Raw genomic sequence first — 23,636 nt, 5'->3', positions numbered from 1 at the left:
TAGACGCGCGCCGCAGTTCGAGCAACTCAGACTCGCGGGCTTCACGAGCGTCACTTCTACACCTCTTGCTGAGCGCTGGCGATGACAAGCGCACGCACAACTGCACTGGTCGTCAGCCGACCCGTGAGTACTTCTTGCTGGCGCCGGCTCTCCAGCCTTGGTCGCTGCGGCGGAGCTCGATGATGGGGTGCGGCGCCGCACCGGCGATGCGGGGCTCGCCACCTACGAGGGCGACCACCAGCGCGGTGGGCGTGGGGTAGCAGTTGACGAAAGCGATGGGCAGCTCCGCGTCCCCGAGCACGATCGGGTAGTCGGGGAGATCGTCGGAGGTCAGCACGCGCTCGTTCTCGATGCCGGCAGTAGTCCATCGGAAGGCACGCAGGCGCGGCGTCGGCTTCTCGATGCCCACCCGCTCTGCCACGACGAACCATGCTCCTTCGAGCGATGCGATGTCGCAGAAGAACGGATCGCCGTCGGGTGAGGTCTGGGACCAAGCAAGGCTGGACAGCTCGAGGCGCGCCAAGGTCCCCCCGAAAGCCACGCCGACCGCGTCCCCCGCCGCCGAGAGCGCCGCGTGGACCCGTCCGGTGGCTGGAAATGGGTACGGTATCGTCTTGGGTTTTCCTCCTGCATCGAGGACGCGGACTCCCTTGGGCATGACGGATACGACGGTGCCCGCTGCGCGATGCCACAGCCATCGTTCATGGCTCTTGATGGCGATGCGCTGGCGTTGCTCCTTGGGCGGCTCGAGGACCGGGGCGTACCAGGGCTCTGATGTCGGAGCGAACCACTCACCCCGACTGGGAGTCGAGGGGGCCACCGCCTGTGCGATGGCGGCGATCGCCGGATCGCCGTGTCGTTGCTCCTCGGGATCCTCGACCACCGTGCGGATGAAGTGGTCAATCGACGTACCGCGTGCGACCGCCCGCCGGCTCTCCCGGTCAACGAGGTAGAGCTTCAAGGGGCCAGTCTGGCTCGACCATCCCGCGATGAGCACCTGGAGGTGTCCGACTGCGATGCGCGCCCAATGAAGATGCTTCTTCCGGGTCGATGGGTTCAGATGCTGGATGGCCTTCGGGTGGTCCGCGAAGTCAAACAGCCACTGACCCACTTGGGGCTGCCGGGGGCCGACGCGCGCGGCGACCCAGACTTCCGGGTGCGTGTCATCCGGTAGGTCGGGATCCACCTCAGGTGCGGCGAAGGCCACCAGGGCGTCCAGGTAGGGCGTGGTGCCGACTTTGCGCGTCATGAGCTTTTCCTCGAGGGTGGTTCCTACTTCTTCTCGACGACCTTGCAGGGCACGAGGTGCCGCTTGGCGTCAAAGCACAGCGCTTTGACCTGAAACGCCTGCGCGCTCACGGCCACGGACTTGGCCAGCGTCGGGATCCGGGAGACCTCCCGGGCCTTCTTGGGAACTCGGTGGGCGACTGCGGAAGCGGCGACCTTGCCGGCGCCGCCGCTGGCGGCGACGGGATTCGACACGCTCGAGAGCCAGTCGAGGATGTCCGCGCCGTCTTCTGCGAGAGTCCGCCCCCGTACCGTGTTGATGGACGCGCCGAGCTGTTGCTTCGCGACGTGCTCCACGACCTGCCACAGGTCCTTGGACTTGGTCGCCGCGAGGGTGTCGGGATGACGCAGCAGGGCGTCCGCTTCCCTGAGCTGCTTGGCGAGTTGCGCGGCGGCGAAGAGGGGCGCGCCGTGGGTGCGAGCCGTCAGATTCTGCGCCAGCTCCCGCGCTGCCTTGTGCAGCGCGGCGGCGCTCGTGGCTTTCTGCTTGGGAGCGAGCTTCGCGATGCGTCCGTAGTCGTCTACGGATTTGAGGAAGCGGCTCCAGAGCACCGGAAAGTCGACGTTGGGGGTGCTGCTCTGGGAGCCGCCGAGCACGTGGCCGTAGAGCCTCTGCCGTTCGCTGGCGCTCAGGCGTTCTGGACGCGTCTTCACCCAAGCCGCCGCTTGGCTCCTAGCGCCCGCACCCACCGGCAGCTTGCCCGACAGGAAGAGATCCGCGAGCTTGTCCGCGACCTCGAACAGCTTCATCTCCTCGAGGGCCGATGCCGCGAAGAGCACGGACGCAGCCTGGAGGTTCGCCTTTTCGATCTCACCCGCTTTCGCCGTGACCACCGGCGTGCTGTTCGGCACGGTGACCGGAGCCTTCAGGCTGGGTAGCCCTTTCGGCTTCGCTGCAACCGCGCCTGGCGCGAGGCCGGACATGAGGTACACGCCTACCATCCAAGTTCGTTTCATGACGTCACTATAGACGGAAGTAGGTACGGACCGATTCGTGGCCGCGCCGTGAAAACAAAAATCTGGAGACAAGACGCCGAGGTGCCCCAGTCGTGGGACACCTCGGCTCGTCAGCGTGCGCTACCAGGAGAGCTTGTAGGAGCGCTTGGAGGCCGTGAAGCGATACAGCGGGCTGCCCGCCTTCTTGCTGTACGGCGTTGCTTTCGTGTCCCACGCCGGAATCGCCGTGAGCTCGTTGAGGTTCCAGTTGTCGCCGCCCATGCCGCCGGAGAACGTCGTCTGTAGCGTTACGCCGACGATCGCCGAGCGGTCCACGGGTGCCTTGAGGGGCAGGCGGACGACGTGCTGAGAGCCGTCGGCCCAGCGTTGGCGCTGGTTGAGGTTATCCACCCGCTGGCTGGTTCCGTTTCGGTAGTGGATGACGGCGTTCACGTTGTCGTTGTTGCCACGTAGATCATCGTTGCCCGTCTTGATCACCAGGGTCAGGGTGGTGACCTGCCCGGGCAACGCGGCCGGCGCACTGCTGGGGAGCGGGATCTTGAGGGACCGCTTGCTGCCCGTGAAACGAAAGAAGCTGCTGCTGGCGATCAGGCGGCTGAGCGCCGTGCGCGAGTGTTGGTAGTCGACGACGATGGATCCGACGTCCCAGTTGTCTCCGCCGATGCCGCCGGAGAACGTGGTCGTGAGCTCTACGGCGGCGATGTCCGCCTTGCGGATGGGCGGCAGCGACACGAGCGCGCTCTCCGTGTAGTTGGAGAGCCAGCGGGCTCCGAGGTTGATGTTGTTGCGCGTGATCTTCTTGCCGTCGCGCAAGTGCACGATCAAGTTGACGTTGTCGTTCTTGCCGCGCAAGTCGTCGGCACCGGTGGCGAAGTGGATCACGAGCTCGCGGATCGTGCCGTTGTCCGGGTAGTTGGGGGCAGGAACGGAAACGGGCGTCTTCGGCTTGTAGCTCTTGTCCACGAAGTACGTCCGCCAACGGTACTTGTTCGGCTTCGCGGAGTCGTACTTGCCGACGTACTCGTACCACTTCTTGCTGGCGTTGGGTCGGAGGGTGATGCGCTCGTTGGTGAAGTTGGGGTCGTACAGGTAGATCTCCTGCAGCGCGCCCGCAGAAGACCGCTTGTAGCCGATGGCCAGCACCTGGTGGCTGGTGCCCTCGACCGCCTGCAGGCCCAGTGGCGCCGGCCGACCGGTGTCGATGATGGCGCGCAGGTTCGCGAACTCCGAGCTCAGACCCCAGCTGAAGAACTCGGCGTTGCGGGCGCCGCCGGGATTGGTCCCGAGCTCGGCCCACTTCGTGGCGTTGGGGACCAGCGAGGTAACCTGCCGGTTGTAGATGTAGCTCTGCAGCGGCGTGCCGTTGGCGGGGCGATACTTCTGGCGCGGGACCGGCCTCTTGGCGAGGTAGTAGTCGAGGGCAGCGTAGGACATGCCGCCGCACAGCCCGCCAGTCCGGAAGTCGATGTTCTTGATGACGTCATTGTTGAAGTCGTTGACGAAGTCGAAACCGTGTTTGGTCGGGTCGAACGGGGTCAGCTTGGTTTGCGCTCGCGCGGCGGAGCTCATGGTGAGCAGGGCGGTGATGGTTCCGAGAAGCCAGAGCCAACGCGGAGCGTTGAGGCGGGAGAGCAAGTGGGTAGGTTCCATGGCCGAAATCTACGCGGCGCCCGCTCCCTTCACCCTCAGCGCTGGCTCAGCGCTACCTCAGCGATTCATGCGGAACTGGGTGTAGGATGGCCAGCATGAGGGTCATCGGTGTGCTCGGGATCGTAGTGGTGACGGCCTGCAGCGGAGGTAGCGGCGGCCCGCCGAGCAAGAAGTCGGGACCGACAGGCGGAACCGGGGCCAGCGGAGGCAGCGGAGGCAGCGCAGGACAGGCCTCGGGAGGCAGTGCCGGGCAGGCCTCGGGAGGCAGCGGGGGCAAGGCCAGCGTGCCGAACTGCTACGCGCTGTGTGAGTGGGAAGTGCAGGTCTCGGGCGACTGCCCCGTGGACGCCCTCGAGCAATGCAAGTCGGCGTGCGACGTCGGCGGTCTGGTGGTCGGCTGCGTCGACATCTTCGAGAAGATGAGTCAATGCCTCCTGGACCACGCAGACCCGAATAACGTGAGCTGCACCGGAGGCCCGGTCACGTCGAACGTTCCAGTGATCAATGGCTCACCCCCGGAGTGCGACGCGGACGTCGACGCTTGGGTTCAGTGCAGCGGCTGAATGAGCTGGCGCACGGCGGGATACAGGGGCTCGTACACCTCGCGGTAGAGTCGATCGTAGCGGGCGGGGTCTCGGGGCTCGAAGCGCGCGCCGGTGCGGGTCATTGCGGAGGCAGCCTCGGTGAGCGTCCTGAACCAGCCAGCCGCGCGGGCGGCAAGGACCGCGGCGCCCAGCGAGGTGGCCTCCGAGCTGCCGGTGCGCACGATGGGTTTCTGCAGGACGTCGGCCAAGATGCGGCACCAGAGCTCGCTCGTGGAGCCGCCGCCCATCACGATCATCTCGGGGATGCTGCGGCCGATGGCGCTCTCCACGCCGCTCGTGTGCAGCCGCTGCTCGAAGGCGATGCCCTCCAAGACGGCGCGATACAGGTGCGCGGGCCCATGGCCCCCGTGCCAGCCGATGGTGATGCCCCGGGCGCCGTCGTCCCAGAAAGGGTTCATCACGCCGTTCCAGTAGGGCACCAGGGTCAGGCCGTCGCTGCCGGCAGGGATGCTCTCCGCTTCTTGCTCGAGCTCGCTCAGCACCTTGCCGACCTCACCCTTGTGACGGAGCAGCCGCTCCACCAACCAAGTGAGCGTGAAGGTGCCGCCCTTGAGATCCGTCTCCAAGAAGTAGCTGCCCGGCGCGGCGCCGTACAAGGTGCGAAACGCGCGGCTGGTGACGTACTCGGACGACAGCACGCCGCTCACCACGGCGGTGCCAAGGTTCAAGTACGCGGCGCCCGGCGCCACGATGCCGGCGCCGAGCCCAGCAGCTTGCCCGTCGCCGGCGCCGGCGATGACGGGTAATCCCGGCGACAGGCCGGTGGCGCTCGCCGCTTCTGGCGTGAGCTTGCCGAGCTCGCGGCCGGGCTCCACCATCGCCGGCATCGCGCCTTCGTCCAGGCCCGTGAGGCGCAAGAGCTCCGGGCTCACACAACGCGCTTGCATGTCGATCAGGCCCGTGGGATCCGCCGCGGCGAGGGAGGTGGCAAAGCGATCCGTGAGCTTCCACGCCAGGAACGCGTGGACGTCGCAGAAGCGGGTGCCCGGCGTGCACAGCGCGGGCTCTTGCCGGAGCAGCTCCAAGAGCTTGTAGAGCGATGGTGTGATGCAGGGCGGCTTGCCGCTGAGCTCATGCAAACGCTCCGCGCCCACCGTGGATATGGCGTCGGCCACGCTCTGGGCGCCGCGGGAGTCCATCCAAACGCGGGCCGGAGCCAGGGGTTCGCCCGCGGCGTCCGTGAGCACGAAGGTCTCGCGCTGATTGGCGATGCACAGCGCGGCGACACGGCCCGAGGCCACGGCGGCCGTCACCGAGCGGAGCGCCTTGGTCGTCGCGCTCCACCAGTCTCGGGCGTCCTGCTCCCAGGCGCCCGGAGCGGGATTTTCCAATGCGAGAGGTGCGCGACCTTCGGCCACCGTGTGGCCCGTGGCGTTCCACGCAATGGCCTTGCACGCGGTGGTGCTGGCGTCGACGGAAACGACGAGGGGCTCGCTCACCGGAAGAACTTCTGAAAGGGAAGGTTCACGGGATCGCCCTTGATGGCCACGTCGATCATGTGGCGCAAGAGCGGCAACCGTTCGCCTTCCAGCGTGGGCAGCGCGGCCTCGAGCACCGCGAGGATGTCGAGGCACTCGAGAGTTGCGCCTTCCATGCGCGCGATGGCCTCGTCCCGCGCGAGCCCGAGCCCGAGAAAGCGCCCGAAGCGACCGGTGCGCCCACCGTTGGTGGTCACGTCGAGATCGCCCACACCCGCGAGGCCCGGGACGCTCCCGGGATCGCCACCGATGACGCGCACGATGTGCTGCATCTCGAGCACCGCTTGAGCGAACACGGCGCTCTCGGCGTTGTGCATGGCCACGCTGCCGGGCTGCCCGCCACGGCGCTCGTGCAGGCCCGTAGCGAAGGCAATCCCCATGGCGTACGCGTTCTTGAGCGCTGCGGATGTCTCCACCCCGATCACGTCCGCGCTCGGGAACAGGTGGTAATAGGGCGTGGCGAAGGCCCGCGCGATGCGCTCGAGCATGGCGCCGTCGCGTCCGGTGAGCACCACGCAGGTCTCCACGCGCCGCGCGAGCTCTCCCGCAATACAAGGCCCGGCGATCGCCGCAGGCGCGGCGCCATTCGGCAGCGCGAGGACGTCCGGCAGCACCGAGAGCGCACTGCCGTTCCACTCGAGGCCCTTGGTGATCATCGCGATCGGGATCTCCGGCCTGACGTAGGGCGCGAGCTGCTCGCGCGCCCACCCCACGCCGGGAGAGCTCACGCCCACACCGATGATCTCCGCCCCCTGCATCGCCTGCTCGAGCTCCGCGATGGGGAAGGGACGTATCGCGCGGGGCAGCTCCAGTCGGAGCTTGGGGTGAGTCCCGCTCTGGCGCAGGCTATCGATGATGTCGCCATCGAGGTGGGTCCCCACGAGGCGAACGTCGTGACCGGCGTCGACCAGGGGCACGCACAGGGCGCTGCCCATCATGCCGGCGCCGACAACGGTGATGATGGCCATGAGGCCGGAGCCTAACCGAACAAGAAGCGCCGCAAGAGCTGAATGCCGAACAGCAGCAGCATGGGCGAGAAATCCAGTCCACCCATGGCAGGCAGCACGCGGCGGATGGGCTCGAGCAGAGGCTCCGTGAGGGCGCGGGTGAAGCGCACCACGGGGTTCTCGTAGGAAAGGCCCATCCAGGAGGTGACCACGGCGATGAGCACGACCAGGGAATAGAGGTCGAGAAGCCGGGCGACGAGGACCATCAACATGACAGGCAGAACGTGGTGTTCGACCCGGTGTCAGTCAAGCCGGAACACTCGGGAGCGAGCGTTGTCTCGGTGTTGCATGAAAGCGACCCATCTCGGGGCGGCGCTGGTGCTCACCCATGGCGTGGCCCTCGCCGAGCCCAGCAGCTTGCCGCTCAAACGTGTGCGTCTGTACGAAACGGGCGTTGGATATTTCGAGCGCAGCGGTACCGTGAGCGCCGCCAGCGACGCGACCTTGCCGGTGCCCGCGGGGCACCTGGACGACGCGCTCAAGACCTTGGTGGTGATGTCTCCGGGGGGCGGCACCAGCGTGGGCGGCGTGGAGTTCGGCAGCAGCGTGACGGCGGACATGGCGCGCGCTCTGGCCGGGCTCGATGGAGACACCTCCCTCGGCATGGTGCAGCTGCTCGGCAGCTTGAAGGGCGCCGACGTGGAGCTCCGCACCGAAAAGGAGAAGGTGCAGGGCCGCGTCGTCGACGTGCAGGACGCCAACGTGAGCGCCATGGAAGAGTGCGTGGTGCAGAAAGAAGGCGCGCCCTGCACGCCGCGCAAGGTGGCTTCGCTGGTGATGCTCACCAAGTCTTCGGAGATCCGCCGCTTCGCGCTGCACGACGTGGTAGGCGCGCGGCCGACGGATCCCGCCCGCGCCAAGCGGCTTGAAACGGCACTGGAAGCCGCCAGCGGCGGCGCTGCCAGCGTCGAGAAGAAGCTCCGCGTCATGGCGCAGGCCGGCAAGCCCGTGGCCCTCGGCTACGTGGCGGAGACGCCGGTGTGGCGTTCTACCTACCGCTTGGTGCTGGGCGAAAAGGACGACGGCGCGCTGCAGGGCTGGGCGCTGCTCCACAACGACACGGACGAAGACTGGAAGAAGGTGAGCGTGGAGCTCGTGAACGGGCGTCCGGACTCGTACTTGTTTCCGCTGGCGGCGCCCCGCTATGCGCGGCGGGAGCTGGTCACGCCGGAGAACGAGCTATCCACCGTGCCGCAGTTGCTCGGCACCACGCCGGACGCGATGTGGACGGGCGAGAGCTTCGGCGCCGGCGGCATTGGCCTGAGCGGTGTCGGTGCCGGCGGCGGCGGCCGCGGTGAAGGCATCGGGCTCGGCAGCATCGGCACCATCGGGCACGGCGGTGGCACCGGCACGGGGCAGAGCTCGCTCTTGTCCGTCGGCAATCTCGCTGCCGTTGCGCCCACGGAGGGCGTGGAGTCCGGTGCCTTGTTTCGCTACTCCCTAAAGAGCCCGCTGGACCTTCGCGCCCACGGTTCCGCCCTGGTGCCCTTCGTCACGAACGCCGTGAGCGCCCGGCGCATCGCTTTCATCGCCAGCGCGGGCGAGCCGGCGCGCAGCGCCGTGCACCTCAAAAACCAAGGCAAGCAGACCCTGCCCGCCGGTCCCATTTCCATCTTCGCGGATGGCGGCTTCGCTGGTGAGAGCGCCATCGACCGCCTCAAGCCGCGGGAGAGCCGCATTCTGTCCTTCGGCTTCGATCTGGATCTCGAGCTCCGACAAGACGATGCGACTCAAAAAGACGAGACGCGTCTCGTGAGCTGGTCCGGGACCGCTCTCACGGAGCACTTCGTGCGCCACCACGTGGTGCGCTACGAGATCGAAAACCGCAGCAGCTCGGCGCGCACCGTGTATCTCGAGCTGCCCTTCGTGAACAACGCCAAGGTGATGGACGCGGACGAAGTGTCCTACGACGAGCAGACGCAGCACGGCGTGGCGGTCTTCAAGGTGAAGGCCAAGCACGAGGGCACGCGCACGCTGCGGGTGGACGAGGGGCTCAGCAAATCGACGGGCTTCGATCGGCTCACGTCCAAGAGCCTGCGGGCAGTGGCCGCGCACAAGCTCGTGCCGGAGTCGCAGAAGAAGATCCTGCTGGCCGCGGCGGACAGGCTGCTCGAGGCCGAGGTGCGAAACGGCGGCATCATTCGCCGCGGCCAAGATCTGAAACAAGCCGAGCAAGACATCGCCCGCCTGCGCGCCAACGCCCGCGCCGTGAACCAGCTGAAGGGCGGCGGCGCCATCGTCGATCGCCTGCTTGCCGCCGAGGACCAGGCCAAGAAGCTGCGGAAGCGCATCGCGGACTTGCGGAGCGAGGTCAAGGAACGCCATCGCCAGGCCTGGGACACGCTTGCGCGCCTGGGGCCCGGCAGGTGACCCTCCAGGGATGCCCGAGGTCACCTTCGTTGGAACCGGCGAGGCGTTCGATCCCGAGCTCCCGAACACCAGCCTGTTGTACCGCGGCTCCACCGCGCTCTTGATCGACTGCGGCTATCGCGTGCCCCATGCGCTGTGGGCCATCTCCCGCGACCCGTCGCTGCTGGACGCGATCTACATCTCGCACCTGCACGCCGATCATAGCTTCGGGCTTCCGGCGCTGCTGCTCTGGATGCGCGAGGAGGGCCGCACGCGGCCGCTCACGGTGATCGGCGGTCCCGGCCTCGACGCCTGGCTCACGAAGCTGCTCGAGCTCGGCTATCCGGGCAGCTACGATCAAGGCTTCACCATCGAGCGCAAAGAGCTCGCTCCCGGCAGCAAGCTGTACCTGGCCGGCGCCATCCTCAGCAACGCGAAAAGTCAGCACGGCGTGCGCAATCTCTCATTGCGCATCGACGAGCAGGAACGCTCCCTGTGTTACAGCGGCGATGGCGCTCCCAGCGACGCGACGGAAGCGCTCTACCGCGAGGCCTCGCTCCTCGTTCACGAGTGCTACGCGGCTCAAGATGGCCCCGGCGGTCACGCCAGCCTCGACGCGATCGCGAGCATGGCCGCCCGGGTCCACGTGCAGTCCCTGTGCTTGGTGCACCTTGGTCGTGCCCACAAGACCGCCATCCACGACGACGCCCGGGCCCGCGGCCCCTGGATCCGCATCCCCGCGCCGGGAGACACCGTCCAAGTCTGATGTTCATGAGGGTGTTGGTTCGCCGCGAAATATCCGAGGCCCGTCCCCCGCGGCGGCCTGTCTCCCCGGGAAAACCGCGGAAACCCCCGAGCGCGGAATCCGACTCGCATCCGACGGAGCCGCGCGGCAAATTCGGGGGATGCGCCTTCTTCGCTTCGCGCCCATCGCCCTGGTCGCGCTGACGGTCGCGTGCGGCGGTGGAGGGGACGACGAGCCGGCCGCGGCGCTCGACCCGTGCAACCTGCCGACGCCGACCATCGACACGCCGCCGCTGTACACGCCGCGCTGGGCCTTCGAGCCCTGGATCAGCAAGGACATCTCCACGCGGGACGACATGCGCGACTTCATCAAGGGCTTTCGCGATCGCGACATCCCGGTGGGCGTCGCCGTGCTCGATAGCCCCTGGGAGACCAACTACAACTCGCTGGTCCCGAACCCGACGCGCTATCCGGAGTTCGAGAGCTTCGTCAAAGAGCTCCGCGATCAGGACATTCGCATCGTGCTGTGGCTGACGCCATTGCTCAACCGCTGGTCGTTCGATCTGGAGCAGGGCGGCGACGTGTACGATGGACCGACGCCGAACCTGGAAGAGGCGCAAACCTGCGGCTTCTTGATCGACGACGGCGCGGAGTACTCTTGGTGGAAGGGCACCGGCAGCGCCATCGACTTCTTCAATCCCAAGGCGATGGCCTGGTGGCACCGCCAGCAGGACGAGCTCTTTCGCATGGGCGTCAACGGCTTCAAGCTGGACTTCGGCGAGGAGTACATCGACAGCGATCCGGTCTCCACCGCGGCGGGGGACATGTCGCACCAGGCCTACTCGGAGGAATACTACAAGGACTTCTACGCCTACGGCGTGCACCAGCGGGGCGCCGAGGAGTTCGTGACCATGGTGCGCGCCTGGGATGAGAGCTACCAGTTCCCAGGGCGCTTCTTCGCCAAGAAGGAGCACGCGCCGGTGGCGTGGATGGGCGATAACCGCCGGGATTGGCTGGGCCTCGCGGACGCCCTCGACGAGACGTTCCGCTCGGCGGCCGCCGGCTACCTGGTGGTGGGCTCCGACATCGGCGGCTACATCGATCGCGACGACAAGGACGTGCTGGGCCCGAAGATCCCCTTCGACACGTTGGTGTTCGCGCGCTGGACCGCCGTTGGCGCGCTCTCGCCCTTCATGCAGCTCCACGGTCGCGCCAACATCGCGCCTTGGACGGTGCCCGATCACGTGGACGAGACCGTGGCCCTCTACCGCTACTGGGCCACCTTCCACCACGAGCTGGTGCCCTTCTTCTACTCCCTGGCCAAGGCCGAGAAGCCGCTGGTCAAGCCCGTGGGGGACGCCGCTGCCTGGGCCGGCGACTACCGCTATGAGCTCGGGGACGCGTTCCTGGTGGCGCCCATCCTCGACGACACTTCCACCCGCGACGTGCCCCTGCCGAGCGGCGCCCGCTGGCTCGACTTCGCCGATCTGGGCGGCGCCTGGCTCGACGGCGGCACCACGCTCACCGCCGTGGATGCCTCGGACCGCGCGAAGATCCCGCTGTACGTGAAGGAAGGCGCCATCATCCCGCTCAATGTCTCGAGCGACGTGACGGAATTCGGCACGCCTCAGCACGCCGGCCACCTGACGCTGTGGGCGTTCCCCGGCACCCAGAGCACGAGCTTCACCCTCGCCGACGAAGACGGCGCCACGACGGCCATCGAGGTGACGCCCCACGGCCTCACGCTCTCCCGCGCCACGCTGCCGGTCATCGCGCGCATCCGGCTGGAGGCCGCCCCCAGCGCCGTGAGCGGCCTCCCGGCGGTGGCGGATCGCGCCGCGCTCCTCGGCGCCGACAGCGGCTGGACCTACGACGCAGCGGAGAAGGCGTTGTACCTCGCGCTGCCCGCCAGCGATGCCGAAGTCCAAGTGAGCTTTTGATCGTCTCGTGGGGCACCGAAGCGCCGTGACGTCCAAAAAGCGGACATCGGAGGGGGTTCAGGCGAGTGAGCGGGGTGAAATGTCCGCTTTTCGCACGTGCGGCGGGGATTGACGCAGGGCGTCCGTCAGCGCCGGCGCGCTCCGCCCATCTCGTACGCGATCTCGAGGGCGAACAGCGCGAGACCGCCCTCCACCGGCGCGACGGGATCGCGCGTGTCGGGCTGAGCGGCGTCCGCGGTGGAACACGTCCCTCCGAGGCCGTCGGCTGCCGACGCGGACAGCGACGCGAACACGGAATCCGACAGGTGCGTCCCTGCGCGCACGCCGACCTGGAGCCGTCCCCCGCTCGAAGAAATGCAGGGATTGCCCACGCCGCGTTCGCCGCTGTACCCGCCAAACCCCAGCCAGAAGCTGAAGCTCGACGGCGCGTGGTAGCCGCTGGATACTTCCAGCACGCCGCCCACGTACAGGCCCTTTCCCACACTGCTCCGCGTGCGCGGAAAGAGCCCCAGGTCCGCCGTCACTCCGAGGCCCAAGCCGTCCGTTATGGGCCAGATCGCGAAGGCCCGGGCGCCGTACGACGGATTCTGGATCAGACCGCAGCGGTCGCCGCAGCCCGTGAACGCCATGCCGGCACCCAAACCGTAGCGGCCCTTGGGCACCACCGGCGGCGCTTCCCCAGCGCCCGGCTGCACCACGGTCGCGCGGGACGCTGGCGCCTCTTGTGCAGCCGCCGGGGTTGCGGCCAATACCAGCGCGACGATGACGGCTGGGCGCAGCATGTCAGTTCCCCAAAGGCGTTGCGAGCTGGTCGAGCTCGGCCAGATCGTAGCGCCGGATCTGGGTGGCCCACTGCGATGTGGCCGCGGTGGTCCCCGCTTCCCCGAAGTACAAGTACTTGTCCGTGATGGTCCACGCCGACCCGTGCGGTTGGTGCCCGGGCGACGCATCGACGCGCCAGCTCTTCCAGTCGGAAAGCCGCACGACCAGCAGGAACGCGTCGCCGGGACCCGCCTCGCCGGGCTCACTCACCGTGGCGATGGCGTATCCGTTCCACACGCGCAGTCCTGGCTCGGTGTACAGCGCAAGCGGAGTGCTTCCGAAGGTCGGGCTGAGCTCGGGCGCAGATGCGCTCAGCGAGTAGATGCGCGGTAGCTTGAACAGCCGAAGGTGGCCATAGTCCGAGCAGCTGGAGCCGTCGCTCACCGCCCCGACAATTGCCGTTGGCCCGGGCGCCACCATGCAGGTGAGGGCTGGCGCAGGATCCAGCAGGTCTCGGATGCCTTTGCCATCCGGCGCCCAGCCTCGGATCTTTTGCTTTCCGGGCTGGACGGAATCGATCCACACAGCCAGGTCGCCTTGTCCGGAACCGATGCTGGACAGGGAGTTCGACTCAAGAGTGGTCCAGGTGCTCACCGCGGGGTTCAGCAATGCTCGAACGGCTCCCTTTCCCGTCTGGAAGCGTATGTTGTCCGAATCGATGTCGAAGGACATGAGACCCTGCGGTGCATTTTCCAGCGCTGGCTGCGCCCAAATCCAGGTGCCTTCTGGAACGTTGAGGGTCATGGCCAGCGAGTGAGATTCAGGGTCGCCCGGTATAGAAAGCCCAGCGACGCCACCGATCACAGCGCTCTCTGGTCCTTGGCCGACGGAACACGTCGCCCAAGCTATGCCGGTCTTCTCCACCAGCTCGACCGCGCCAATCGTCGTCCCCGTTTCTAGATCCGCGACCCGCGCCGTTTGATAGTAGTGAGAGTCGGTGGTGGTCACCGTGTGCAGCGCCAGCAGCGCTCGGGTCTTTCCTTCTACAATGTGCGTGCCGGCACCGCGGTACGCGCCGGCTTTCTGGTAGCCCTGAACCAAGTCCGCCACGGCGCAGCCAGTCCCGCAGCCTTTCCACTCGAGGGCCGGGAACTTCAGCAGTGCGGGTACGCCTTCGAAAGCTGCGCAGTAGGGTGCCAGGAAATCCGTTCCCGGAACCGGCTTCCAGATGTCCGGGTCCGCGAGCCATGCCAAGTCCGACGGAAGCCCGGAGTCCGTTGGTGACGACCCGCCCGAGCCGCCCGAGCTCGCCTCCCAACTGCTGCCGCCGACACCCCAGTCTGGCGTCGCGTCCGCAGAGCCCGAAGCCCCGGCGGCGCCCCCGGATTGCGGTCCGGTCTGGTCGTGCTCCTTGGAGCACGACCAGACCGCTGCCAGCGCCAGGACCACGCTGGCAGTCGAGACAGCAAGCGCACGAATCACAGCATGGTGCATGGCTTCTTGCCGGAAAACCGCTCCGGGTTCAGCGATTCGTACACGATCTTCCCTTGTCGCTTCACCGCCAAGACCGGATGCTCGTCTCCCATCACCGGAGGCCCCAGGGGGCGTCCGGACCTCGAGAATACGCCGGCGGGCTGCACACCCTTGTTGGTCACCGTGAGCCGGAACGTGGTGAAGCTGTTCGGTTTGCCCAGCACGAGAAGCAGCGAGCCGTCGGCATCGGCAATCAGGAAGTGGCTCTTGAACAGCGGGACGAAGGGCCAGCTCGCCAGCCGACGAGACGTGCCTGCTTGCAGGTCGAACTCCAGCAGGCGCGCCCAGTGCAGCTTTCCGAGGTGGGGATCGTCATCCAGGTCCAAGACGAACAGGCGTCGGCCGGCCTGGTCGTACGCGCTGCTCAGGACGTGGGACGACGGAACCTCCGACGCATAGGGTGCCGCTAGAGCCCAGGTATCGTCATCGAGGGAGTAGCGCCAGATCGCTTGGGAGGGAGCTCCGCTCGCTTCGTCCGTGCCGCCGATCATGTAGACGACGCGCTCTACGCCTGATAGCAGACCCCCGGCGCCATGCCTGGGCTTGGGGCGCAGAGGCGTGGTGCTGGCGGCGGCTGCCAAGCCAAAGTCCCCAGTGCGTGAACGTGCGAACAGCCCCGTCGGCTGCCGCACGATCTCCTGGATGACCGAGGTGTCGTTGAACGCGCGGGGTAGCGTTACCGCCTGCAGTGCCCCGCGCCCGGGCAGTTGGCGAAGGCGCGTGTTGGGTTCCACGGGGGTGAGCCACATGAGATCCGGGTTGCCAATGGCAGTCGCCAGCGACGGGTTCACCTGGTCGGTGATGTCGACGACAGTGCTTCCATCCAGTGCCAGCACGCTATCCCCCGATCGAGTCAGCACCACAGGTGTCGCGAACACGGTGCCGAAGTCGAAGAAGTCCGGGTCCTTCAGATAGAGCCCTGCGTCGAACCACGGCAAACAGCCGGCGTTGATGCAGCTGGCCACCGCCGGGATGCCGTCGTACGTCACCGCCAGGTAGCCGGGGACGTGCACCAACTGGAACACGTCACGGAGCTTGGCGCTCGCGTCGCGCGGACTGACGAAGAAGACGTTGGTGTGGGTGGTGGTGAACATCACGGACTGGCTGCTGCAGGAGAACGGCTCGTCGGTGCAGGCGCCCTCGCCGACCGCGGTGCCCGACGAAAGATCGTCGCGCCAGCTCCACTCTACGTTCCATGGCAAGGCAGTGGAGACCTGCATCGGCAGCGAACCGGTCGTGCCGTTCGCATCCAAGATGGGAGCGTGCGCGTTGTTCACGATCGTGGGGATCTGCCACGCAGACAACGGATTCGGTATCGCAGGATCCGTCCAGGAACAGGGTACGCCAGGGACATTCGGATCTCCTACGCACTCGTCCAGATTGAAGATCGGCTGTCCGCTCGCCGTGTAGCACCCGCACACGCGGTAGCTGATGGTGACAGGCGCAGCCAGCGGCGACTGTGTTTCGCTGATCTTTCCGAGCCAACGATCGCCAGGGATGGGCTGGAAGTCCTTCAGGGCCGCCATCTGGTTCGGCGTGGCGGACACGGGTTGCTGCTTGTCCATACGCGCCACGGGTACCGGCTCGCACTCGTCCGCGCGGCTTTCGAGACCGGGGTGGGTCAGCGCCTCGCGCTCCTCCGCGAGCCCGTTGGAGTTGCGCTGCGACGTGTTGACGAAGCCCGGACATGTATCGCACGCGTTCTGAAAGCCGTCTGAGTCCGAATCCGCCGGAGCGCTACAGCGCCCGTAGGAGATGATGTCCGGCACCGGGTCCCAGACGCAGAAGCCGGCCCCCAGCGCCGCGCAAGCCGCGTCGGTGTTGCACTGGATCTGTTCCTCGGGCTGCGAGCAGTTGTCGCACGCGTCTCCGAAACCGTCGCCGTCGGCGTCCTCGCTTGGGAAGCCGCCAATGGTGTCGGCACACACATCGCACGTATCGCCCAACGAGTCGCCGTCCTTGTTGGCCTGGAGCGGATTGAAACAGGATACTCCGGTCGCTCCAGGGTACTGCGCGCAGAACGACGGCGGGCAGTTGTCGCACGCGTCTCCCACGCCATCGTGGTCCTCGTCCAGCTGATCCGGGTTCGGTACGTCGGGGCAGTTGTCGCCGATGACGCCGTCTCCATCAGGATCACCGATGTTGTTGATCAGGAACGTGGGGTTGTTGTCGCCGTCTCCGGTGTTTCCGGTCGGAGCCCACAGCTGGTAGTCCTCCGGATTGGCGGCGCCTATTCCGTAGAAATCGCTGGAGTGGCGCTCTCCGGAGGTCACACCGACGACGACATCGCCGAAGTCCTTGTGCGTGGCATACAGCGGCCCGCCCGAGTCCCCGTGATCGTGGATCGAGCGCGACACCTCGAGGCGCGCGTCGTGCCACTCCCCAAACGGGTGGCAAGTGCTGAGCTCAAACGCCTGGCAGGTGTCGAAGTTCAACCACGGAAAGCTCGGGCCTGTCCGGCGTGTTCCGCTACCAGGGAGCCCGAAGCCCACTTGGGTGTAGTCCGTCAAGACGTTGGCGTCTGATCCCTGTTTCATCGGCCCCAGGTAGATCCTGGCGACGTTGTTCACGACCTGAAATGGGACGTCCTCCTCGAGCGTGATGACGGCGAGGTCAGGTCCGCCGAAAAGGGGGGGCGGCAGGGGGGTGGGATAGGCCTTGCAGAGCGGTATCATGTTCGGGTGCATCACGACCGACGTGGACTTCGCGGCCCCTGGTGGACACGCCCACTTCGAAGGCGCGGGACTCTGGGGAAAGCAGACGGAAACTGAGTCGCCGGGTACGACGGTGCCATTGGCCTTGTCGCACACGCAATGCGCTGCCGTGAGCAGCTTGTTTCTCCCTACCAGCGTTGCGGAGCAGTTGCCGAGCCACCCCACGGCGCCGACGCGTCCGCTGTCGGACGTCATGTCGACAGTGACACCCGCGCCGTAGAGATGCTCCTGTCCGGTGCCGGTTTCGGGCTCGCGCGTTTCACCCCCCTGTCCACATGCCAGCGGCATGATCCCGAGGAGAGCTACCCCCCCCCCGAGCACTAGGTTCCAACGAGTTCGTGTCATCGTACCCTCCCGGTTGTTCTGAACCTGACTCAAGCTACCAAGTTCGGACGATCTGCAACAGCGGAAGATGAGCGACCGCCGGAGCCGTTTGAGCAACTCACGGGATTCGTTCCAGATTCGGCTTGGCGCGGCGTGCGCGGCTGCGACGAAGGCTGTCGCTGCTCGCGCTACCAGAGCAGCATGCCGGCGGCGAAGCTCGCGCTGTTGGCGATGGCAGAGGCGATCAGCGCGCGGCCGAGGTCGCGCTCTTTGCTGACGGCGAAGTACACCGCGGCTTCGATCACGACGGCGCCGATCTCCCCGATGAGCAGGTAGCTCGTGATCGAGCGCACGTTCGGGAACAGCACCAAGTTCATGGTCAAATTCGTCGCCGTGGTGGCGACGGCGCAGGCGAGCGCCATGCGGAGGCGCTCGCCTGCGTACACCCAGGCGACCACGGTGACCTCGACGATCACCGTGAGCGCCCACGCGAGAAGCGCTGGGCTCAAGACTCCTTCTTTGCGCGGCGCCGCGCCCGGAGCACGAGGCCCAGGGCGAGCAGCAAGCCGTTGAAGCCAAACACGACCTTGCTGGCCGTGCCGGGGGAACCGATGGCGCAGCCGCCGTCGCTGCTACCACTCGCGCCGTTGGCGTTCGCGGTGCCGGCGCCGCCGTCCACGGGGTTCGTGCCGGAATCCTGAGGGCCACCGCCACCGCCTTGATAGCTACAGAGCGTCGGGTCATCGCCCCATGGGATTGGACCGGTGTAGGGCTCGGCGCCGGGATTGTTCGCCGAAAGCTGACAGCTGGCGGGCAGGTCCGTGGTCACTTCTGCAGTTCCGAAGTAGTCGGTGCCACAGCAGCTGCTGCAGCAGTCGAAGGGTTTCGCGAACCCGTAGCGGTGCTCTCCCTTGGGGACGCACTCGTCGACGTAGCAGGATCCGTCGCAGTAGTCCGCGAGCTTGACGGTCGAGCCGCCGGGTGTCTCCCGCAGCATGCCATCCGCGTCCGGGCAGGTTCGCTGACCGAAGTCCTGGGGACACACGGTGACGGTGTTGCCTTCGACCTTCACGCCGTAGCCCACCGGCATGGCGCAGTTGGCGGACGCCGCGTTTGCGACGGCGGTGACGGTGATGAGCGCGGCGAGCCCGAGTGCCTGCTTCTTCATGCTTCCTCCTGCGTTTGCGTCCCCCGTGCTCGCCCATAGCAAGCGATGTGCCCCGCCGCTGACACGCTTTGGCACAACGCAGACGCGGGGAAATGACGGTGAATGGTGGGCAAAGACGAGGGTGACGGATCGCGATGCCAGAGGGCCGCGGCTTGACGCAGCGCGACGGCGGGCCGCGCGGTTTCCGCGGCAGACCAACAAGGAAACGAAACAGCGAGGCGCATCGGCGGCGTGGCTGCGAAGCGTGAGCGCACGCGTTGCGCGGCAGCCAGGCAGATTCCGCGGTGTTGGCGCCGGGCACGCTTCTCGCAATTTCTGAGTGGTTCCGGTTTGCCATCTTCGGGAGCGATTCGCTCCGTGAGCTTGGAGGCAAGGATGGAGACGATTTTCGTCAATTCCGAGCGCTGTATCGGCTGTCGACAGTGCGAGTTCGCGTGCGCCGTGGAGCACTCCAAGAGCAAGAACGCGGCGCAGGCGGTGTTCGAGGTCCCGCTGCCCAAGCCGCGCATCCACGTGGAGGCGGGGCCCGTGATGGGCACGTCTTTTCCGAATCGTTGCCGGCATTGCGATCCGGCGCCCTGCGCGCGGGTGTGCCCGACCGGAGCGATGCACCGCGACGACGCCCGCGGCGTGGTGCTGGTGGCGAGCGACAAGTGCATCGCCTGTGCGATGTGCGCCATGGTCTGCCCCTTTGACGTCGTCACCTTCCATCCGGTGGACAGCGGCTTTGGCGCGCGCGTGGTGGCGACCAAGTGTGACGGCTGCACGGAGCGAGTGGAGGACGGGAGGGAGCCCGCCTGCGTGGAGGCGTGCAAGGTCTCTGCGTTGGTGTACGGCGAGCTGAACGAGCTCTCGAAGGCGGGCCGCATTCGCCAGAGCGTCGCGGTGCTGGCGGCCACGAAGCAAATGAACGGGTCCGAGCTGCCGTCGACCGTGGCCGGTTGGCGGAGCTTCGGCGAGGCAGTGACCAAGATTTCGGAGGATGTCTCATGACCACTCGACGTCGCGCTGACAAGCACTTGAGCGTAACCGCGGATGCGCAGGCCATGATCGCGCGGGCGCGGGAAGAAGGCATCGAGACCGTGTGGGACCGCCTCGAAGCGCAACAGCCGCAGTGCGGCTACTGCTCCATGGGCGTGAGCTGCCGCAACTGCGTGATGGGACCCTGTCGCGTGGATCCCTTCGGCGAAGGACCGCAGAAGGGTGTGTGCGGCGCGGACGCCGACGTGATCGTGGCGCGGAATCTCGGGCGCACCATCGCAGCGGGAGCTTCGGCGCACTCCGACCACGGGCGCGACGTGTTGGAGGTGTTTGCGGAGACCGCGGAAGGTCGCACCACCGGCTACGAGCTCCGCGACGGCGTGAAGCTCCGCGCGCTGGCGGCGGAGTGCGGCGTGGCGGTCGACGGCCGCGAGCTTCGGGACATCGCCAAGGACGTGGCTCAGGCGCTGTTCGAGGACTTCGGCTCACGCAAGGAGAGCCTCTCGTTCCTCGGGCGCCTGCCGGAGCAGCGCCGCGCGCTGTGGGAGAAGCTCGGCGTCACACCCCGCGGCATCGATCGCGAGAACGTGGAGATGCTGCACCGCACCCACATGGGGGTCGACAACGACTACGTGAACATCCTGCTGCACGGCCTGCGCACCAGCCTTTCGGACGGTTGGGGCGGATCCATGGTGGCCACGGAGCTTTCCGATGTGATGTTCGGAACGCCGCAGCCGGTGATGAGCAAGGTGAACCTCGGCACGCTGCGGGAAGATCACGTCAACATCGCTCTGCACGGGCACAATCCACTGCTCTCGGACGTGATCGTGCAGGCCGCCGAAGACCAGGAGCTGGTCCAACTGGCGCGCGCCAAGGGCGCCAAGGGCATCAACCTGGTGGGGCTGTGCTGCACCGGCAACGAGCTCACCATGCGCAAGGGCGTGCCCATGGCGGGCAACCACCTGATGCAGGAGCTGGTGATGGTGACGGGCGCCCTGGACGCCATGGTGGTGGACTACCAGTGCATCATGCCCAGCGTGGTGGACGTGGCGAAGTGCTTCCACACGCGGGTGATCTCCACCGCGGACAAGGCCAAGTTCCCCGGCGCCACGCACATCTCCTTCGATCCGCACCGGGGCTACGAGATCGGCAAGGAGATCGTGCGCCTCGGGATCGAAGCCTACGAGAACCGGAATCCATCCCGTGTGCGCATCCCGGTGGAGCCGGTGGAGATGATGGCGGGCTTCTCGGTGGAGGCCATCGTGTCGGCCCTCGGTGGCACGCCGGGGCCGCTGATCGACGCCATCAAGGCCGGCAAGGTGCGCGGCGCCGTGGGCGTCGTCGGCTGCAACAACCCGAAGATCCCGCAAGACCACGCCCACCTCACGCTCACCAAGGAGCTGATCGAGAACGACGTCTTGGTGCTGGTGACGGGCTGCGCCGCGGTGGCGAACGGCAAGGCGGGCCACATGGTGCCGGCGGCGGCGGACATGGCGGGCCCGGGGCTTTCCGCCGTGTGCCACGCCCTCGGCATCCCGCCCGTGTTGCACGTCGGCTCCTGCGTGGACAACACGCGCATCCTCACCCTGGCCGCGGCCTTGGCCAACGCGCTGGGGGTCGACATCTCCCAGCTGCCCCTCGCGGGTGCCGCCCCCGAGTGGTACTCGGAGAAGGCCGTGGCCATCGGCGCCTACGTGGTGGCCAGCGGTATCTTCACCGTGCTGGGCGTGGAGCCGCCCATCTTCGGTAGCAAGAACGTGGTGAGCCTGCTCGCCGACGGTCTCGACGGTGTGGTTGGCGCCAAGTTCGCCGTGGAGCCGGATCCCGAAGCGGCGAGCGTGATGATCCGCCGTCACATCGAGGAGAAGCGCAAGGCTCTCGGCTTGCCGTTCGTGGAGCCGAGCACGATCCAGGTGAAGCCCAAGGTCAAGGCCGCGGAGTAGAGCCATGTGCGACACCGCGGGCCACGACCACGGCCACCATCATCATCACCACTTTCCCACGGACGCGGATCAGTTCCGCGTCGTGCTCACGGGCAAGGGGGGCGTCGGCAAGACCAGCTTGACGGCGCTCCTGGCGCGGCTCTTGGCGCGGGACCTGTACCAGGTGCTGGCGCTGGACTCGGATCCGCAGATGAACCTGCCCTTCGCCCTCGGCGTGCCGCGGGCGGAGGCCAAGCGCCTGGTGCCGCTGAGCAAGAACCCGGCGTACGTGGAAGAGAAGACCGGCGCCCGCCCGGGCAGCGGCTACGGCCTGATGTTCCGCCTCAATCCCAACGTGTCGGACGTGGTGGAGCGCTTTGGTGTGGTGGGCCCGGACGGCGTGAATCTGTTGATCATGGGCACCCTGGTGCAACCGGCGGCGGGCTGCTTGTGTCCGGAGAACTCGCTGCTGTCGGCGGTGATCGATTCGCTCAAGCTGCGCCGAGGGGAAGCGATCCTGCTCGACACCCAGGCCGGCGTGGAGCATTTCGGTCGCGCCCTGGCCAAGGGCTTCCGCCACGCGGCGGTGGTCACGGATCCGACCTTCAACGGTGTGTCGGTGGCATTGCAGGCCGCGCGCCTGGCGCACGAGATCGGCATCGGCTCGGTGCACCTGCTGGTCAATCGCGTGCGCTCCCCGGCGGACGTGGACAAGGTCTACCGCCTGATCGAAGAAGAAGGCGGTTTCCCCTTCGCCTCGCGGCACGCGCTGCCGTGGGACGAAACGCTGCTCGAGAGCGAGCCGGCGGTGGAGGCCCTGCTGGGCGGGCCGCCCACGCCGCTGGTGGCGGCGGTGAGCCGCTTCCGGGATGCCCTGACGCAAAGCGAGAAGGTGATATGCGCGTCGTGATCATCGGCGCCGGCCCCGCGGGCCTCACGGCGGCCGAAGCCATCCGCACGCGGAGCCCCGAAACCACGGTGGAGATGATCTCCGCGGAGCCGTTCCCGCCCTACGCGCCTCCGGCGATGGCGGATCACTTCCTGACCGGACGCGACGTGACGCTGTACTGGAAGGGAGAGGACGTGTGCGAGCGCCTCGGCATCGAGTACCGCTCCGGGGTGGCGGTCGCGCGCGTGGTCCCGTCGGCGCGCCGCGTGGAGCTCGAGGACGGTACCGCCCTCGGCTACGATCGCCTGGTGCTGGCCAGCGGCGGTCGGCTGTACGCGCCGGTAGTCGGTGCAGACTTGCCCGGCATCGCCAACTTCAAGTCGCTGCGGGCCGCCAAGGCGCTCGTTTCCCGCGCCAAGCAAGGCCAGGCCAAGAGCGCCGTGATCGTGGGCGCGGGGTTCGTTGGCGTGGAAGTCGCATTGGTGCTGCGCGACCTGGGGCTCAGCGTGACGCTGGTGGAGGCCCTCGATCGCGTGATGCCGCGCATGCTCGATGCGGAGACCGCGGAGATCGTCGAAAAGGAGATCCGACGCCGCGGCATCTCCCTGCGCCTGGGCACCCGGGTTTCCGCCTTCGCCGGCAAGAAGCGGGCGGAGCTGGTGCTGCTCGAGTCCGGCGAGGAGCTTGCCGCGGACATCTACGTGGCGGCGACCGGCGTGAAGCCGAACATCGAGCCCATCGCGGACTCGGGCATCGGCGTGCGCTGGGGCGTGGTGGTGGACGATCGACTGCGGACCAGCGCAGCGGACGTGTTCGCCGCCGGGGACGTGGCGGAGACGCAGGATCGCATCACCGGTGAGAGCTACGTCCACGCCATCTTCCCGAACGCTGTGGAGCAAGGCCTGGTGGTGGCCGCCAACGTGCTCGGAGCGGACGTGCGCTACGAGGGCGCCGAGTCCATGAACAGCCTCAAGCACGTGGGGCTGCCCGTCATCGCCGTGGGCGCCCAGCACGGCCCCGAGGAGCTCCGCGTGCGCCACGGCGACGCCCTCCGCAAGCTGTTCCTCGAGGACGGCAAGATCGTCGGCTTCCGCCTCACGGGCGACGTGCGCGCCGCCGGTGTGTACCGCTCCCTCATGCTCAAGGGCGCGGACGTCCGCAGCTACGGCCCCGCGCTGGTCGAGCCCAGCTTCAGCATCGCCGACATCCTGCTCCCATAGATTTTGTTGGTGCGGCGCGAAGCCCGTCGCGTGGCGCCCCGCCGCCGGCGGCCACGCGTTTCGCCAGCCCAAGTTCTCGCAAACCGCTGGGTTTTCCGCTGGTACA

At 67.3% G+C, this 23,636-nt stretch carries 19 protein-coding genes; 8 read left to right on the top strand and 11 right to left on the bottom strand.

Features of this window, described 5'->3' with window-relative positions; translation table 11 throughout:
* Nucleotides 1–112: 112 nt before the first annotated feature.
* From H6717_42105 to H6717_42095, 3 genes are all read right to left on the bottom strand, one after another.
* Nucleotides 113–1,249: a hypothetical protein gene (locus tag H6717_42105; GenBank protein MCB9583703.1), complete on the bottom strand. Its 1,137-nt coding sequence runs from the start codon at nucleotides 1,247–1,249 to the stop codon at nucleotides 113–115.
* Between the two features lie 23 nt (nucleotides 1,250–1,272).
* Nucleotides 1,273–2,244, bottom strand: coding sequence for a hypothetical protein (locus tag H6717_42100; GenBank protein ID MCB9583702.1), 972 nt, complete (start codon nucleotides 2,242–2,244; stop codon nucleotides 1,273–1,275).
* Nucleotides 2,245–2,364: 120 nt separating this feature from the next.
* On the bottom strand, nucleotides 2,365–3,894 hold the full coding sequence (locus H6717_42095) for a hypothetical protein (protein MCB9583701.1): 1,530 nt from the start codon (nucleotides 3,892–3,894) through the stop codon (nucleotides 2,365–2,367).
* 95 nt (nucleotides 3,895–3,989) lie between these two features.
* Between H6717_42095 and H6717_42090 the strand changes: the two genes are divergently transcribed.
* The gene (locus H6717_42090; GenBank protein MCB9583700.1) at nucleotides 3,990–4,457 is read left to right on the top strand and encodes a hypothetical protein; all 468 of its coding nucleotides are present in this window, start codon (nucleotides 3,990–3,992) and stop codon (nucleotides 4,455–4,457) included.
* Here the strand turns inward: H6717_42090 and H6717_42085 are convergent.
* The 3 genes from H6717_42085 to H6717_42075 are packed head-to-tail and all read right to left on the bottom strand — an operon-like array spanning nucleotide 4,442 to nucleotide 7,196.
* On the bottom strand, nucleotides 4,442–5,938 hold the full coding sequence (locus tag H6717_42085; GenBank protein ID MCB9583699.1) for a xylulose kinase: 1,497 nt from the start codon (nucleotides 5,936–5,938) through the stop codon (nucleotides 4,442–4,444). The genes H6717_42090 and H6717_42085 overlap by 16 nt on opposite strands.
* Nucleotides 5,935–6,945: a glycerol-3-phosphate dehydrogenase gene (locus H6717_42080; GenBank protein MCB9583698.1), complete on the bottom strand. Its 1,011-nt coding sequence runs from the start codon at nucleotides 6,943–6,945 to the stop codon at nucleotides 5,935–5,937. The genes H6717_42085 and H6717_42080 overlap by 4 nt, the downstream gene beginning before the upstream one ends.
* Before the next feature lie 11 nt (nucleotides 6,946–6,956).
* Entirely contained in the window at nucleotides 6,957–7,196 is a 240-nt protein-coding gene (locus H6717_42075) for a YggT family protein (GenBank protein MCB9583697.1), read from the bottom strand.
* Between the two features lie 76 nt (nucleotides 7,197–7,272).
* On the opposite strand from H6717_42075, the gene H6717_42070 reads away from it, so the two are divergent.
* The 3 genes from H6717_42070 to H6717_42060 all read left to right on the top strand — a co-directional run bounded on the left by H6717_42070 (nucleotide 7,273) and on the right by H6717_42060 (nucleotide 12,017).
* Nucleotides 7,273–9,354: a hypothetical protein gene (locus H6717_42070; protein MCB9583696.1), complete on the top strand. Its 2,082-nt coding sequence runs from the start codon at nucleotides 7,273–7,275 to the stop codon at nucleotides 9,352–9,354.
* Between the two features lie 10 nt (nucleotides 9,355–9,364).
* Entirely contained in the window at nucleotides 9,365–10,099 is a 735-nt protein-coding gene (locus tag H6717_42065; GenBank protein MCB9583695.1) for a ribonuclease Z, read from the top strand.
* 139 nt (nucleotides 10,100–10,238) lie between these two features.
* Nucleotides 10,239–12,017: a glycoside hydrolase family 31 protein gene (locus H6717_42060; GenBank protein ID MCB9583694.1), complete on the top strand. Its 1,779-nt coding sequence runs from the start codon at nucleotides 10,239–10,241 to the stop codon at nucleotides 12,015–12,017.
* Between the two features lie 125 nt (nucleotides 12,018–12,142).
* On the opposite strand, the gene H6717_42055 is transcribed toward H6717_42060, so the two are convergent.
* From H6717_42055 to H6717_42035, 5 genes are all read right to left on the bottom strand, one after another.
* Nucleotides 12,143–12,799, bottom strand: coding sequence for a hypothetical protein (locus tag H6717_42055; GenBank protein ID MCB9583693.1), 657 nt, complete (start codon nucleotides 12,797–12,799; stop codon nucleotides 12,143–12,145).
* 1 nt (nucleotide 12,800) lies between these two features.
* Entirely contained in the window at nucleotides 12,801–14,273 is a 1,473-nt protein-coding gene (locus H6717_42050) for a hypothetical protein (GenBank protein MCB9583692.1), read from the bottom strand.
* Nucleotides 14,258–17,314, bottom strand: a complete 3,057-nt coding sequence (locus H6717_42045) for a trypsin-like serine protease (GenBank protein MCB9583691.1) — start codon at nucleotides 17,312–17,314, stop codon at nucleotides 14,258–14,260. Before H6717_42045 ends, H6717_42050 begins: the two co-directional genes overlap by 16 nt.
* 224 nt (nucleotides 17,315–17,538) lie before the next feature.
* On the bottom strand, nucleotides 17,539–17,859 hold the full coding sequence (locus tag H6717_42040) for a hypothetical protein (protein MCB9583690.1): 321 nt from the start codon (nucleotides 17,857–17,859) through the stop codon (nucleotides 17,539–17,541).
* The gene (locus H6717_42035) at nucleotides 17,856–18,518 is read right to left on the bottom strand and encodes a hypothetical protein (GenBank protein ID MCB9583689.1); all 663 of its coding nucleotides are present in this window, start codon (nucleotides 18,516–18,518) and stop codon (nucleotides 17,856–17,858) included. Before H6717_42035 ends, H6717_42040 begins: the two co-directional genes overlap by 4 nt.
* A 375-nt stretch (nucleotides 18,519–18,893) precedes the next feature.
* Here H6717_42035 and H6717_42030 point away from each other — a divergent pair, with 375 nt between their 5' ends.
* Genes H6717_42030 through H6717_42015 form a run of 4 tightly spaced genes read left to right on the top strand, consistent with a single transcriptional unit; the run spans nucleotide 18,894 to nucleotide 23,530 of the window.
* Nucleotides 18,894–19,511: a 4Fe-4S dicluster domain-containing protein gene (locus tag H6717_42030; GenBank protein ID MCB9583688.1), complete on the top strand. Its 618-nt coding sequence runs from the start codon at nucleotides 18,894–18,896 to the stop codon at nucleotides 19,509–19,511.
* Nucleotides 19,508–21,442, top strand: coding sequence for an anaerobic carbon-monoxide dehydrogenase catalytic subunit (gene cooS, locus H6717_42025; GenBank protein ID MCB9583687.1), 1,935 nt, complete (start codon nucleotides 19,508–19,510; stop codon nucleotides 21,440–21,442). The genes H6717_42030 and cooS overlap by 4 nt, the downstream gene beginning before the upstream one ends.
* A 4-nt stretch (nucleotides 21,443–21,446) precedes the next feature.
* A complete protein-coding gene (locus tag H6717_42020; protein MCB9583686.1) occupies nucleotides 21,447–22,331 on the top strand; it encodes an AAA family ATPase in 885 nt (294 codons plus the stop codon).
* Entirely contained in the window at nucleotides 22,319–23,530 is a 1,212-nt protein-coding gene (locus H6717_42015; GenBank protein MCB9583685.1) for an NAD(P)/FAD-dependent oxidoreductase, read from the top strand. The genes H6717_42020 and H6717_42015 overlap by 13 nt, the downstream gene beginning before the upstream one ends.
* Nucleotides 23,531–23,636: the final 106 nt, after the last annotated feature.

This window comes from Polyangiaceae bacterium (assembly GCA_020633235.1).
Lineage (GTDB): Bacteria > Myxococcota_A > Polyangia > Polyangiales > Polyangiaceae > JACKEA01.
This window is presented reverse-complemented; position numbering and strand designations above follow the sequence as displayed.